15 protein-coding genes are annotated in these 14680 nt (G+C 52.4%); 5 read left to right on the plus strand and 10 right to left on the minus strand.

Translation table 11 applies throughout. The features are described 5' to 3' along the window. The first annotated feature begins 150 nt into the window (after positions 1 to 150). Complete coding sequence (mltF, locus tag ABYW01_RS03995; protein ID WP_372831236.1) at positions 151 to 1623, plus strand: membrane-bound lytic murein transglycosylase MltF; 1473 nt, start codon at positions 151 to 153, stop codon at positions 1621 to 1623. 8 nt (positions 1624 to 1631) lie between these two features. On the opposite strand, the gene tadA is transcribed toward mltF, so the two are convergent. The 3 genes from tadA to guaB all read right to left on the minus strand — a co-directional run bounded on the left by tadA (position 1632) and on the right by guaB (position 5408). Next, positions 1632 to 2156, minus strand: coding sequence for a tRNA adenosine(34) deaminase TadA (tadA, locus tag ABYW01_RS04000; RefSeq protein ID WP_372831237.1), 525 nt, complete (start codon positions 2154 to 2156; stop codon positions 1632 to 1634). Positions 2157 to 2280: 124 nt separating this feature from the next. Beyond that, entirely contained in the window at positions 2281 to 3861 is a 1581-nt protein-coding gene (guaA, locus tag ABYW01_RS04005; protein ID WP_372831238.1) for a glutamine-hydrolyzing GMP synthase, read from the minus strand. 77 nt (positions 3862 to 3938) lie between these two features. Beyond that, positions 3939 to 5408 carry an IMP dehydrogenase gene (guaB, locus tag ABYW01_RS04010; protein WP_372831239.1) on the minus strand — a complete coding sequence of 490 codons (1470 nt, stop codon included), beginning with the start codon at positions 5406 to 5408 and terminating at the stop codon, positions 3939 to 3941. A 201-nt stretch (positions 5409 to 5609) separates the two neighbouring features. Here guaB and xseA point away from each other — a divergent pair, with 201 nt between their 5' ends. The 4 genes from xseA to ABYW01_RS04030 all read left to right on the plus strand — a co-directional run bounded on the left by xseA (position 5610) and on the right by ABYW01_RS04030 (position 9320). Next, a complete protein-coding gene (gene xseA, locus ABYW01_RS04015) occupies positions 5610 to 6962 on the plus strand; it encodes an exodeoxyribonuclease VII large subunit (protein ID WP_372831240.1) in 1353 nt (450 codons plus the stop codon). Next, positions 6962 to 7804, plus strand: coding sequence for a peptidoglycan DD-metalloendopeptidase family protein (locus ABYW01_RS04020; protein WP_372831241.1), 843 nt, complete (start codon positions 6962 to 6964; stop codon positions 7802 to 7804). The genes xseA and ABYW01_RS04020 overlap by 1 nt, the downstream gene beginning before the upstream one ends. 45 nt (positions 7805 to 7849) lie before the next feature. Further along, complete coding sequence (locus tag ABYW01_RS04025) at positions 7850 to 8476, plus strand: FKBP-type peptidyl-prolyl cis-trans isomerase (protein ID WP_372831242.1); 627 nt, start codon at positions 7850 to 7852, stop codon at positions 8474 to 8476. An 82-nt stretch (positions 8477 to 8558) separates the two neighbouring features. Then, complete coding sequence (locus tag ABYW01_RS04030) at positions 8559 to 9320, plus strand: alpha/beta fold hydrolase (protein WP_372831243.1); 762 nt, start codon at positions 8559 to 8561, stop codon at positions 9318 to 9320. Between the two features lie 47 nt (positions 9321 to 9367). On the opposite strand, the gene ABYW01_RS04035 is transcribed toward ABYW01_RS04030, so the two are convergent. From ABYW01_RS04035 to bioB, 7 genes are all read right to left on the minus strand, one after another. Further along, positions 9368 to 10195, minus strand: coding sequence for a putative metalloprotease CJM1_0395 family protein (locus ABYW01_RS04035; protein WP_372831244.1), 828 nt, complete (start codon positions 10193 to 10195; stop codon positions 9368 to 9370). A gap of 9 nt (positions 10196 to 10204) precedes the next feature. After that, complete coding sequence (locus ABYW01_RS04040) at positions 10205 to 10453, minus strand: hypothetical protein (RefSeq protein ID WP_193952043.1); 249 nt, start codon at positions 10451 to 10453, stop codon at positions 10205 to 10207. Between the two features lie 118 nt (positions 10454 to 10571). Next, on the minus strand, positions 10572 to 11261 hold the full coding sequence (gene bioD, locus ABYW01_RS04045; protein WP_372831245.1) for a dethiobiotin synthase: 690 nt from the start codon (positions 11259 to 11261) through the stop codon (positions 10572 to 10574). Positions 11262 to 11272: 11 nt separating this feature from the next. Then, entirely contained in the window at positions 11273 to 12070 is a 798-nt protein-coding gene (bioC, locus tag ABYW01_RS04050) for a malonyl-ACP O-methyltransferase BioC (protein WP_372831246.1), read from the minus strand. After that, positions 12067 to 12840 (minus strand): pimeloyl-ACP methyl ester esterase BioH, encoded by a 774-nt coding sequence (gene bioH, locus ABYW01_RS04055; RefSeq protein ID WP_372831247.1) that lies wholly within the window; start codon positions 12838 to 12840, stop codon positions 12067 to 12069. The genes bioC and bioH overlap by 4 nt, the downstream gene beginning before the upstream one ends. Then, positions 12833 to 13999: an 8-amino-7-oxononanoate synthase gene (gene bioF / locus ABYW01_RS04060; protein ID WP_372831248.1), complete on the minus strand. Its 1167-nt coding sequence runs from the start codon at positions 13997 to 13999 to the stop codon at positions 12833 to 12835. The genes bioH and bioF overlap by 8 nt, the downstream gene beginning before the upstream one ends. Before the next feature lie 78 nt (positions 14000 to 14077). Continuing rightward, a partial coding sequence (gene bioB / locus ABYW01_RS04065) for a biotin synthase BioB (RefSeq protein ID WP_372831249.1) occupies positions 14078 to 14680 on the minus strand: 603 nt, incomplete at its 5' end.

Consider the following 14680-nt stretch of genomic DNA (forward strand, 5'->3'; position numbering starts at 1 on the left):
CGGAAAGCAGAAAGAGCAGGTGCTCCACGCAATGCTAGCATGTTTTTTACAAGCCTCTTAAAAGGTTGTCGGGCAGGCCGTGGTTACAGGAGAAAATCAGGCAGTAATTTTACCTGAAACACCCTATGGGATACCAGAAATAGCGCGCTTATGTTGTTTGATCTTAAACGCAAGAAAGATGTAGTGCATGTAATCGGGATTATGATCCTACTGATCACCCCTGCCATCCTTAGCTACAACAGTAAAACCGAGCTTCAGGCCATCCGAGAATCCGGCAGCCTGAAATTCGTGACGCGCAATACACCGAGCACCTATTTCCTCGAAAAAGGCGACCCTGCCGGTTTCGAATATGAGCTAGCCCAGGCCTTCGCCAGTTTCATCAACGTTAAGCTTGAGGTTGTACTCGCGCCTAAGTTCAGCGAAATATTCACCATTATAAAAAATCGCGATGCACACCTTGCCGGTGCCAATCTCACGGTCACCCCGCAACGCCTTGAACAGTTTGCCTTTGCACCACCTTATCTGCAGACCAGCTCAGCATTGATCTACCGAATTACCCAAGGCCGTCCGGCACCTAAAACCCTGGATGATCTTAAGGGGCGCACGTTAGTGGTCCCCGCTAACAGCAGCCATATTGAGGCCCTGCAAACACTAAAAGCAGGCAACCCTGAACTGACCTGGACGGAAAGCCCTGACAGCTCTACGATCGATCTGCTGGAGCAGGTCCACAAGCGCACTATTGATTTCACTGTCATGGATACCGTGACTTACGAATCGCACAGCTCATATTTCCCAGGCGTCAACAAAAGCATCCCTCTGACCGAGCCTCAACCCCTCGCCTGGATGTACTCGCCACACCCGGACAACTCACTAAAACTGGCACTTGAACGTTTCTTCCAGAAACCGGAAACCGAGCAGCTGATTGAGAGACTGAAGATAAAATACCTTCAGCGAGAAAACCGGCTCAATTTCTTCGATACCGTGACCTTTCGAAAACAGATGGAAGAACGCTTCCCCCTGCTGGCACCCTACTTTCATGATGCCGAAGCTGAAACGGGGATCGACTGGCAACTGCTAGCCGCTATTGCTTACCAGGAATCACACTGGAACAGCAAAGCGGTATCCCCTACCGGCGTGCGCGGTGTCATGATGCTGACCAAAGCAACGGCGAAGGAGGTCGGCGTGACAGATCGTACCGATGCCGAACAAAGTATTCGCGGCGGTGCCCGCTACTTTCAGAAAGTGATTAAGAAAATCCCGGAACGGGTACGACAAGAAGATAAAATCTGGTTTGCGCTGGCCAGTTACAACGTAGGATTCGGTCATCTCGAAGACGCCCGCATCCTGACGCAGCGCGCAGGCAAAGATCCCAACCGCTGGGACCATGTGCGTGAGTTTTTACCTCTGCTCACCAAAGCCCGCTACTATAAAACTGTGAAACGAGGGTACGCCCGCGGCTACGAGCCAGTCATTTACGTTAAGAATATCCAGCGATATCTGGAACTGATTCGATGGGAAGTACAGTTACGCCAGATGCGAGAAGCACAACACCTAACCCCCCGCGAAATGACCGAGAGTGAAAAGAAACTGAGCAAGCTTAAAACACCACCGCTGGCACTCTGAATAAACGCCTAGCCCCCATCCTGTGATGATGACTTTGCTGCCGCTTGTTTAGCCGCTTTTTTTTCTGCACGACGCTGCTTAAAGAACAAACTGATCCGCTCGCTGCATTGATCTGCTAACACACCCGCGGTTACCTCAACCCGATGATTCATCCAGGGCTGTTCCAGCAACTGCCCATTGCTTTCAGCGACACCCGATTTAGGTTCTGACGCGCCATAAACAACCCGTCTCACCCGCGCATGCACCATCGCCCCCGCACACATGGTACATGGCTCGATCGTGACATAGAGGTCCGCGTCAACCAAGCGGTAGTTACCCACCTTCTGCGCAGCATCCCTCAAGGCCAATACCTCAGCATGGGCCGTTGGATCATGACTGCTAATCGGCTGATTCCAACCCTCACCAATCACTTGATTATCCAGCACAACCACAGCACCTACCGGTACTTCACCCGCTTCCGCCGCACACTCGGCCAACGCCAACGCACACTGCATCCAGTGATTATCTTGCTGTGCCTGCATCTCATCACTCATGGAATAACAACCCACTCCTATCTGCCCCGCTCTTCACTCGCATACCGCTGTATGCGAACCCATATTCTACGCAATAAAAAACCCGCATCAGCGGGTTTTTATTATGACAAATAATCTGTTGTGATTATTCCCACTCAATCGTCGCAGGTGGCTTAGAGCTTACATCGTAAGTTACACGAGAGATGTGAGGAATCTCGTTGATAATGCGCCCGGATACCGTTTCCAGCAACTCGTAAGGCAGATGCGCCCAGCGAGCGGTCATGAAATCGATCGTTTCAACTGCACGCAATGCAACCACGTACTCGTAACGACGACCGTCACCCACCACACCTACAGATTTCACCGGCAGGAATACGGCAAATGCCTGGCTGGTCTTGTGATACCAATCAGCCTTGTGCAGCTCTTCAATGAAGATCGCATCGGCTTCACGCAGGATATCCGCATATTCTTTCTTCACTTCACCCAGAATACGCACGCCGAGACCCGGACCTGGGAATGGATGACGGTACACCATATCGTATGGAAGACCCAGTTCCAGACCCAGCTTACGGACTTCATCTTTAAACAACTCACGAAGAGGCTCAACCAGCTCCATCGCCATGTCATCAGGCAAACCACCCACATTGTGGTGCGACTTAATCACATGCGCCTTGCCGGTTTTGGATGCAGCAGACTCGATCACGTCAGGGTAGATCGTACCCTGCGCCAGGAAGTTCACATCCTGCAGCTTAGTCGCTTCTTCATCGAATACTTCAATGAAGGTATTACCGATAATCTTACGTTTTTTCTCTGGATCGCTTTCACCACCCAGACGCCCCAGGAACAGCTCTTCAGAGTCGGAACGGATGACACGTACGCCCATGTTCTTCGCGAACATGTCCATCACCTGATCACCTTCGTGTTTGCGCAACAAACCGTTATCGACAAACACACAGGTCAGCTGGTCACCAATCGCTTTGTGCAACAGCGCAGCGACAACTGAAGAATCCACACCACCGGACAGACCCAGCAGAACCTTCTGATCTCCAACCTGATTGCGTACTTTTTCAATCTGGTCAGTAATAATGTTTGCTGGATTCCACAACGCTTCAGTGCCACAGATCTCAAGAACAAAGCGCTCCAGAATACGACCACCCTGTTTGGTATGCGTTACTTCCGGGTGGAACTGCACACCATAGAAGTTCTTCTCTGGGTGGCACATCGCAGCAATTGGCGCGGAATCGGTAGACGCGATAATACCAAAGCCTTCAGGCAGCTCGGTGACCTTATCACCGTGGCTCATCCAGACATCCAACAGCAGGGAGCCATTGTTCGCCAGGTGATCTTCGATACCTTCCAGCAAACGACTTGGGCTATCTTCCAAGCGTACCTTCGCATAACCAAACTCACGCTTTTCAGAAGTTTCAACTTTACCGCCCATCTGTGCGGCCATCGTCTGCATGCCGTAGCAAATACCCAGAACAGGAACACCCAGCTCAAATACCACATCCGGTGCACGTGGTGATTCACCTTCTGTTACAGACTCAGGTCCACCCGCCAGAATAATCCCTTTTGGATTAAAATCACGAATAGCCTGATCATCCAGGTCCCAGGCGTAAATCTCACAATAAACACCAATCTCACGTACACGACGTGCAATCAGTTGCGTGTACTGGGAACCGAAATCCAGAATCAGAATGCGTTGAGCATGAATATCTTGTGTCATCTACTGTCACTCCAGTGGAGGATCTGAAACGAAAATGGGGCGGTTCACACCACCCCATTCGTCATAATGGATAAAAATTAACCGACGCGGTAGTTTGGCGCTTCTTTAGTGATGCTCACGTCATGGACGTGGCTCTCAGCCATACCAGCGTTAGTGATTCGTACAAACTGTGGTACAGAGCGCATTACGTCAATGCTTTCACTACCGGTGTAACCCATGGAAGCACGCACACCGCCCATCAGCTGGTGCACAACACCGGCCATCGGACCTTTACAAGGTACACGACCCTCAATGCCTTCCGGTACAAGCTTCTCTACGCCTGCATTTGCGTCCTGGAAATAACGATCAGAAGAACCCGTTGTCTGACCCATTGCACCCAGCGAACCCATACCACGGTAGGATTTAAAAGCACGACCCTGGAACAGCTCAACTTCGCCCGGCGCCTCATCGGTACCTGCTAGCATAGAGCCCACCATCACTGCAGAAGCACCTGCAACGATCGCTTTTGCCAGATCACCAGAGAAACGGATACCACCGTCCGCTATGACCGGAATACCGTATTTTTCCAGTGCAGCGGAAACGTTAGCCACCGCACTAATCTGCGGCACACCAACGCCCGCCACAATACGCGTTGTGCAGATAGAACCTGGGCCGATGCCCACCTTAACACCATCTGCACCCGCTTCAGCCAGCGCAATGGCCGCTTCAGCTGTCGCAATGTTACCGCCAATCACCTGTACCTGAGGGAAAGTTTGCTTAACCCAGGCGACACGATCAATTACACCTTTGGAGTGGCCATGCGCAGTATCAACGATAATCACATCAACACCGGCATTCACCAGCGCTTCTACGCGATCAGGTGTTTCAGGGCCCGTACCCACAGCCGCACCAACGATCAGGCGAGCCTGACCATCTTTAGCCGCATTTGGATATGCCTTGGCTTTGTTCATGTCCTTCACGGTCATCATGCCGCAAAGTTTAAAGTCTTCATCAACGACCAGGATCTTTTCAATGCGGTGCTTACGCAGCAGGTTGCGGACTTTATCTTTATCCACACCTTCTTCAACCGTCACCAGACGCTCTTTTGGCGTCATGATTGACGCTACTGTTGCATCCAGGTGATTTTCAAAGCGCATATCACGACTGGTCACCAGACCCACCAGCTCGCCATTATCGATCACAGGGAAACCAGAGAATCCCATCTGAGCGGCCAGCTTATGAAGCTCACCTACCGTCATATCGGAAGAACAGGTCACAGGATCGTTCACGACACCTGCTTCATATTTCTTCACACGGCGAACTTCTTCTGCCTGCTGTTCAATGGTCAGGTTCTTATGGATGATACCAATACCACCCTCCTGAGCCATCGCAATCGCCAGACGAGATTCAGTCACTGTATCCATCGCCGCAGATACCAGCGGGATATTCAGTTCGATACCCTTAGTCAAACGGGTTTTAAGGGAAACGTCTTTGGGCAGTACTTCTGAGTAGCCCGGAACCAGCAACACATCGTCAAAAGTAAGTGCGTCTTCAGCGATTCGCAACATTCGCAGCCAACCTGTATTTCGTTGAAAAAATTAAGAGCGGAATTATACAGCCATTAGACTTTTTGCTCAATCCATCCAACGCAATATGCAACGATAAATTCATATCCCAATATGACCCAAACTCAAGTACCGAAAGATAAAGCACTTATTCCCCCCTCAAGGCGATTCAGCCAACCCTGAACTTGGTTTAAGATGAGCGCCATGTATAGCGATAATCAAAACACCACGCGGGCGATTTCAGTCACCGAGCTGAACAAACAGGCACGCTCCCTACTTGAACGTTCCTTCCTGATGATCAGCGTGGAAGGCGAACTCTCCAATTTTGTTCGCCCCAGTTCTGGCCACTGGTATTTCACATTAAAAGACAGCAAGGCCCAGGTTCGCTGCGCCATGTTCAAAAACCGTAGCCATTTCTTGAAGTATCAACCCAAGAACGGCGACCGGGTGATTGTCCGCGCTAAAGTCAGCCTTTATGAAGGTCGCGGTGATTATCAGCTGATCTGTGACTATATGGAGGAAAGCGGGTCAGGCAAATTGCAGCAGGCTTATGACGAGTTAAAAGCACGCCTGCATCACGAAGGTCTGTTTGATAGCCAGCACAAACAGCCACTGCCCGACCATCCCTCTCATATTGGTATTATCACCTCGCCTACAGGAGCCGCTGTACACGATGCCCTGACCGTTCTGGAGCGCCGCTTCCCCGGATTACCGGTCACGCTGTACCCGACCGCAGTACAAGGTGAAGACGCCACGGCGCAAATTGTACGGGCAATTGAACTTGCCAACAGGCACAACGCATGTGATGTATTAATCGTCGGTCGTGGCGGTGGATCGTTGGAGGATCTCTGGGCCTTTAACGAAGAACCGGTGGCCCGCGCCGTGTTTAACAGCCAGATTCCGGTGATCAGCGCGGTGGGACACGAAGTAGATGTCGTCATTACCGACTTTGTTGCCGATGTCCGCGCGCCCACACCCTCAGCCGCCGCCGAGATGGTGAGTCCGGATCAGCGCAACCTGCAACTGCGTCTGAACCAGTCACGCCAGCGCTTATCGCTGCAACTGCAACGCCAGCTGCGAACGAAACAAGAAAGCCTTCATGCACTGCGTGCCCGCCTGCGTCATCCGGGTGATCAGCTAAGACAGCAATCACAGCGACTGGATGATCTGGAACAGCGAATGCAACGCGCGATCCATCAACGCCTGAATCAACGCAGAACCAGGCTGGACCAACTACAGCAGCGTCTGAACAATCAACAACCCAATCAACAGATCAGCCGTTACCGCCAACAGGTGCAGCAGTCGTATCAGCATTTGCAACAACTACTGCATACTCGACTGTTACAAGCTCGCATGGAATTGAAGGGACAAGCCGGTCGCTTGCATGCGGTCAGCCCTCTGGCCACCCTGGATCGAGGCTATGCCATTATCCACGACACGCAAGGAAAGGTCATACACGATAGCCAACAGGTCCAGGCCGGGGACCGCATAGAGGCCCGTTTGCAACAGGGCCGCCTGCAATGCACCGTCGACGATATTATTACGGAGAATAACTGATGCGCTTGATGAAACCGCTCGTGACTACATCGCTGGCACTGATCCTCAGCACCGCCCTTTATGCGGGTGATCTACCCAAAGAATCTCGAGTCCCGGGCGGAATCGCCGTGGTACCACTGTCCGGTCTTGTTTCCACCACAGCGCCAAAAGCTGATTTTCGCGGAAATCGCGTGATGGTCGTCAGTGCCACAGGGACTGCCTACGAAAATCAGACGCGTTGGCTGGCCGTTGTTGGTATCCCACTCAAAGCAAAATCAGCACAGAAGCTGGTGATTTCAGCGGGCGGCGAAAAGTATCCGTTTACGATCGAGGATAAAGAGTACAAAGCGCAGTATTTGACCATTAAAAATAAGAAACACGTGAATCCTGACCCTGAGCAGGTCAAACGCTGGCGACGGGAAAAAGCTGAGATGGTCGGTGCGTTCAAGCACTGGGATCCCATCGCTCAACCTCCTGTCACTTTTGCCCTGCCCGCAAAAGGCCCATTCAGCAGCCCATTTGGCCTGAAGCGCTTTTTTAATAAACAACCCCGCAACCCTCACAGTGGATTGGATATCGCAGCCCCACTCGGCGCACCGATTACGGCTCCCGCCTCAGGCACCGTGCTCACCACCGGCAATTACTTTTTTAATGGCAATACGGTCATCATGGACCACGGACAGGGTTTGACCACCATGTACTGCCATATGAGCCGGATCGACGTAAAACCGGGCGACAAACTCAATACCGGTGACACGCTTGGTCTGATCGGAAAGACTGGCCGCGTTACCGGACCACATCTTCATTGGAGCGTAAGCTTGAATAATGTGCGCGTCGACCCAATATTATTTCTCAACAACTAATCAGGCCGACGCACCGCCGGTCTTAACATCTCTGGAACAGACAACATGTCCGAACTGAAACTGGAAACAACCGAACAGAAAGCGAGCTACGGCATCGGTCGTCAGATGGGCGATCAGCTGGCAAGCAACAGCTTTGAAGGCGTAGACCTGAATGCACTCTCCGCAGGTATCCGCGATTCTTTTAACGGCGAAGCGATGGCAATCGAAGTCAGCGAAATTCAGGCTGCTTTTGACGTTATCAACCAGCGTCTGCAGGAAGAACAGCAGAAGCAGGCAGAACAGTTCGTAAAAGCGGGTGAAGAGTTCCTGGCAGACAATGCTAAACGTGAAGGTGTTGTCACTCTGGAATCCGGTCTGCAGTACGAAGTCGTTGAAGCGGGTGAAGCTGATGGCGAAAAACCTGTTGCCAGCTCCAAAGTTCGCACACATTACCACGGCACATTCATCGACGGTAAAGTCTTTGATAGCTCCTACGACCGCGGTCAGCCAGCTGAATTCCCTGTAGGCGGCGTTATCGCTGGCTGGACTGAAGCATTGCAGCTGATGACCAAAGGCTCTAAATGGCGTTTGTATGTCCCTTACAACCTGGCATACGGTGCTCAGGGTTCCCCTGGCGGCATTCCTCCGTACTCCGCACTGGTATTTGACGTAGAGCTGCTGGAAATTCTGTAAGCCGCTTCACGTTTGCCAGCCGGTCATCGCACCGGCTGGTACCTCCCCTCCTTTAACACTCTTCATCCGGAGATACCTCCCTGTGAAACTATTCCACCAGATCTATGGCAACGGTGAACCGCTGATCATCATGCATGGCCTGTTTGGTACCTATGAAAACTGGGGTACGCAGATCAAAGCACTGTCAGAACATTTTCAGGTGGTCGCAGTGGATATGCGCAACCATGGTCGTTCAGGCCATGACCCGATCATGGATTACCCATCCATGGCCGCGGATATTGTTGAGTTGATGGATGACCTGAGTATAGAGAACGCCCATATTCTCGGGCACTCGATGGGGGGGAAAGCCGCTATGCAGCTGGCGCTGAATTATCCTGACCGTATCCGCAAGTTAATCGTCGTGGATATCGCTCCGGTTGAATACAGCCCACATCATCAGGATGTCTTTGCAGGGTTGTATGCGATCCAGCTGGATCAGCTAAAGTCACGCAGCGAAGCGGACAAACAACTGGCTCAACACGTGGCCGAACCTGGGGTCCGTGCATTTCTGCTGAAAAACCTCTACCGCAATACTGAAAAGCAGTTCGACTGGCGCATGAATCTGGATGTGCTGCATGATCAGTACGACACGATCGGTGCCGCACCGCAAGGCTCTCCATTTCAGGGAAAAACCCTGTTTATCAAAGGTGCCGAATCCAGCTATATTCTGCCAGAACACAAAGATCAGGTGCTTAGCCTGTTTCCGAATACAGGCTACAAACTCATGCAAGGTGCCGGCCACTGGCCACATGCCGAAAAGCCGTCTATTTTCGGAAAAATTGTCCTGGGATTTTTAGAGAACTAAGAAGCTCTAAAGAGCTTGGGGAAAGCGGGAAAGCGAGAACCGCCAGCTTAGACCTGCTGTTCGATCAGACTGCCTTCAGGAAATACTTTACTGAACACACCGGTCTCGACTAACCGACGCTCCATCTCCAACTGGATATTATCCAACGTTGGCACACCGTTTTGCGCCGGTTTCTGTGATACGTTATTTTCAGCCGTAACATCGCTGACTGCAGCATCACGGGATACGCGGTTGGGTGACATACCTGGTTCAGATTGACCACTCTCTTTCGCCGCTTCCGTATTATCGGCTTCATCCTGCTGTTGTGCATTTTCTTCTAGCGATAAGCTAGCAAGCGCCTCTGTCAGCAAGGCTTGCGCTTTCGCAGCGACCTGACGGTCTTGCGTTGAAGGCTCCGCCGGTGCCAGCGCGGCTGCGATCACGGTACGCATTTTCTCAATGGTCGCTTGGGGATCATTCGCCACCGCCGAGGTATCAACACTCACCTCACCTCCCGTGGCATACATACGGCCATCCGGCCCCCGAGTATATTCCAGCGAAGGAGCGCCCGTATGCTGACCACCCACAGACGCATGCGCCTGCTCGTGCTGCCGGACTTCACGATCACGGGCTTCCAGCTCCTGAACAACTTTGAGCTCTTCTTCAGATAGCTGAGTCGCAGAACCGTTTGCGGATTGCCCCTGATCCTTTTCTGATCCATCAGCTTTGCGCCCGGCAGCCGAATCGGTTGCGGGCTTAGCTGCGCTTTCAAGGTCAGTCGATGGGATCCCAACTGAGGTGGTTTTATCAGGCTGAATAGCACGATCACCCGCAGGTGTAACCGCGGGTGAGGATAGGAGTGGTGGGATTAACGCGCCAGCCGCAAACAATTCCATCTGACAGGCTCAGACGTGAATATTGATATTGCCGCCCACGGTTTCGGAGGTCGGTGTAACAACTTTGGTGGTTGCCGCTTCCGCTTCCTGCACAGTGGTATCTTTTACCGCACTGACACTGGCTGGTTCACGCCCGGTTGCTTCCTCGGCATGGTCAGATTTTCCGCTGCCATGCAGATCCCCGGATGCCTTAGCGACATTATCCATGGTTCTGTTTTGTCCGATTACGCCGGATTGCAGTGCATTGGTGACGTTCATAGGACCTCCTCTCAACCTTCCATCATACTCTGCAGCACATTCATCAAAGGATGAAATCACTACAAATAGTCATACTTCCAGAAAGGAGTGTAGACCAGAATCAGAACCTGGTCACTAATTAGCCAGCAAACAGCCGATCAATATCAATAAACTCAGCGATATTATCCGGTGTCGGATCAGCAACATGAGGGATCTCCGCCAACATGGGAGCACGCAACATATTGGCAATGGTGTCACGATTTTCTTCGTAGCACTCCATATCAGCATCAATGCGATTCGCGATCCAACCGGCCAGCGGAATACCATCACGCGAGATGCTTTCTGCACTCATTAATGCATGATTGATACACCCCAGCTTCATCCCCACCACCAGAATCACCGGAACCTGCAACGATTTAGGGATCTGCGCCATGGTTTCACGGTAGCTCAGCGGAACACGCCAACCACCCGCACCTTCCACCAGCACCAAATCAGCGGGTTGCATCATCGCGCCACGACAGTACGCCGCAATACGCTCACCAGACATCATACGACCTTCTCGCATCGCTGCGATATGCGGTGCAATCGCAGGCTCAAACGCAATTGGGTTCACCTGATCGTAACTCAGCTTCACGCTGGCGGTTTCTTGCAGCAACACCGCATCAGAGTTGCGTAAACCCTCTGGAGTATCTTCGCAGCCAGCAGCCACAGGTTTCAGACCAATCGTCCGCTTGCCAGCCTTGTTGGCCGCAGCCAGTAAACCGGCGGTTACAATGGTTTTACCTGCATCAGTATCTGTGCCGGTAATAAAAAAGCTTCTCTTCGCCATATTAGTTTCGCTTAATTTGTCTGACGCTTACTGAAAACGCCGTAATACACTTGGTAAGTGGCAGGCAGGTATCCTTCCGCGTGCCGTTGCGCTTCATAGGCTTCACTAAACGCCCTGACCCGTGCCCGACCGGTCAAACCAGAAGGCTGACCGGCATTCATATTGTGGGCACCGATGCCTTTTAACTCATTGGTCAGATCACGTAAGCGGGCGTACCGGCAGACGCGGAATTCAGTTTCGATGGTATCGATATGCAGCATTTCAGGCACGTCCGCTTTCATCTCAGACCAGTCGATAAACTGATTAACATGGATCAGATCATCTACCTGAGCCCACGCCGTACGCAGCTCATGCAGTGTGTCCGGACCCAGTGTACTGAACACAAAACGGCCACCGGGCTTTAACACTCGGCAGATTTCTGAGAAAAGACGATCGGTCTGTTCACACCACTGAATCGCCAGGCTGGTAAAGATCAGGTCAACGGAATTATCTACCAGCGGCAGCGCTTCTGCATCGCCACATAACCACACGGTATCATCAACCGGACGCTGCTCGCGGGAGAAATTAAGCATCCCCTCCGCCAGATCCAGACTGATCATAAACGCCTGTGGATAACGTTGTTTGAGGCGTGGAGTGAAATACCCTGTGCCACTGCCCAGATCCATCACCACTTCCGGCTGGGTGTCAGGCAAGCGCGTCAGCAGTTCATGCCCTACATCCCGTTGCAGTTCCGCAACGGAATCATAAGAGCTGGCAGCACGACTGAAAGAATCAGCGACGCGCTTTTTATCAAAGGCTGAGGGACTCATTCAGACACGCTCGCCAAGAAACTGATGACCTCATCGCTCCACATCTTGGAATGGGAGATAAATGGCAGGTGACCTGCGCCATCATAAACGGTCGTTTTCACGCCGTCGTTGATGTGCGCGCAAGCGTCAGCAGCGGCAACCGGAACCAACAGGTCCTTATCACCAAACTGCATCAGTACTGGCTGATTCACATCGACCAGCGATGCACGTGCATCGGTCTCTAACAGGGTCAGCGCAGGTGCCAGTGCGGCGTGCGAACCTTCTTTAACCAGCTGTTTGAGCAGTTTCAGGGTGTCTCGACCGGCGTCGGCCCCTTGAGTTTGCAACATAATAAAGCGGGTCAGCGTCTTCGTCGGATTATCGTTCAGCGCATCTTTAAAGCCGGTATAAGTATCGGTCGCCATCGCTGGCAGCCAATCATTTCGAGCAACAAAACATGGGTTAGACGCCACCGTGATCAACGCCGAAATACGTGCCGGTGCTTTAGCCGCAGCCGCAACAGCAAGCTGGCCACCCAAGGACCAACCCAGCCAATGGGCCCGTTCTGGCGCCGCATCCAACAACGCATCAACCGCAGCATCAAACGTAAACTCAGGTTCCAATGCAGGCGATTGCCCCAATCCAGGCAGATCAATCAATGTCAGCTTGAAGTGCTGCTCCAGCAACGGCATAACCGTTTGCCAGACAGAGGAGCTCATTCCCCAGCCATGCAGTAAGACCAGATCAGGCTTTGACGGATTTCCACAGGTTTCCGTGTACAGTTTAATCACGTTTCTGACTCACTTTTTCAAGTACATCCAGCAAGCGTGTCACCTGCGCTTCGGTATGGGTTGCACTGAACGTCACACGCAGCCGGGCACTGCCCTGCGGTACAGTCGGTGGACGAATTGCACCGATAAAAATGCCTTCAGCCTCAATCGCGGCGCTCATGCGCATCGCTTCAGCAGAATCCCCGACCATAATCGGCTGTATCGGTGTCGGCGAATCCATCAATTCCAGTCCCAGTTGTTCACAACCGTCACGGAACTGCTTGATCAGTGCAGCCAGCTTATCCCGACGCCACTCTTCGTCGCGCAGGATTTTCAGGCTCGCCAGTGTCGCCATCGCTACGGCTGGCGGCATACTGGTGGTGTAAATATAGGTCCGTGCGTGCTGTACCAATGTTTCGATCAGCTCTTCGCTACCGGCAACAAAGGCCCCTGCCGTGCCAAAGGCTTTACCCAGCGTGCCCACTAGCACCTGCACGTCATCTTGTCCGAGATCAAAATGCTCGACACAGCCCCGACCACCTTTGCCGACACAGCCGAAGCCATGCGCATCATCCACCATCACCCAGGCATTCTGGGCTTTTGCGCTTTTACACAACTCAGGCAGATCGGCAATATCTCCGTCCATACTGAATACGCCGTCGGTGACAACCAACTTACGACGGGCATCACTGCGCTCAAGACGTTGGGTCAGGCTCTGTGCATCGTTATGCAGATAACGCTGAAAGCGAGCCCCGCTCAGCAGTCCCGCATCCAGCAGAGAGGCATGGTTGATACGGTCTTCAAATACCGCATCACGCTTATCCAGCAAGGCATTCACTGCGCCGAGGTTAGCCATGTAACCGGTGGAAAACAGCAGCGCACGCGGACGCCCCGTAAATTCGGCCAGCGCTTCTTCCAGCTCATGGTGTGCCAGACTATGACCGTTCACCAGATGAGACGCACCGCCCCCCACACCGTACTGATCAGCGCCCTGTTTCAGCGCCTGAATCACATCCGGGTGGTTGGCCAGGCCAAGATAGTCGTTAGAGCAGAACGCCAGATAACGTTTGCCGTCCACCTGTACTTCAGGGGCCTGAGGGCTTTCCAGCATACGCCGCTGACGATAAAGGGATTGGGATTTACGGGCGGTCAGTTCATCCCGTAACTGATCAAATGACATAAGCAGATCCGATCAACAGAGGAAGGTGCGCAGGCTCTCTGATGAAAGCGAACCTGCGTAAATATGATCAGGAGGTGATCAGGCTTCGTAGAAGTGCGAGCTATCCTGCTGCTTCTGCAGATCTTTCATAATCACCTGCTGCTGTGTTTCGTCGTTCTCAGAGATACGCTGTTCCGGGTTAATGCCCAGACGCTTAAACAGCTGAAGGTCACGATGTGTTTCAGGGTTTGGCGTGGTCAGCAGACACTCACCGTAAAAGATGGAGTTAGCACCGGCCATAAACGCCATCGCCTGCATTTCATCGCTCATCGCTTCACGGCCTGCAGACAAACGTACGTGAGACGCTGGCATCATGATACGTGCCACAGCGATAGTACGCAGGAAGTCCAGGTTGTCCAGATCATCGGCATTTTCCAGCGGCGTACCCTTCACTTTCACCAGCATATTGATCGGCACACTTTCCGGCGGTACCGGCATGTTAGCCAACTGACGCAACAAACCAATGCGGTCAGTTGCTGTTTCACCCATACCCAGAATCCCGCCACTGCAGATTTTCATACCGGATTCACGCACGTTGTGCAGGGTATCCAGACGATCCTGATAGGTACGGGTGGTGATAATCTTGTCGTAAAACTCAGGTGAGGTATCCAGATTGTGGTTGTAATAATCCAGACCCGCATC

The sequence above is a fragment of the Pontibacterium sp. genome, assembly GCF_041587635.1.
GTDB lineage: Bacteria > Pseudomonadota > Gammaproteobacteria > Pseudomonadales > Balneatricaceae > Pontibacterium.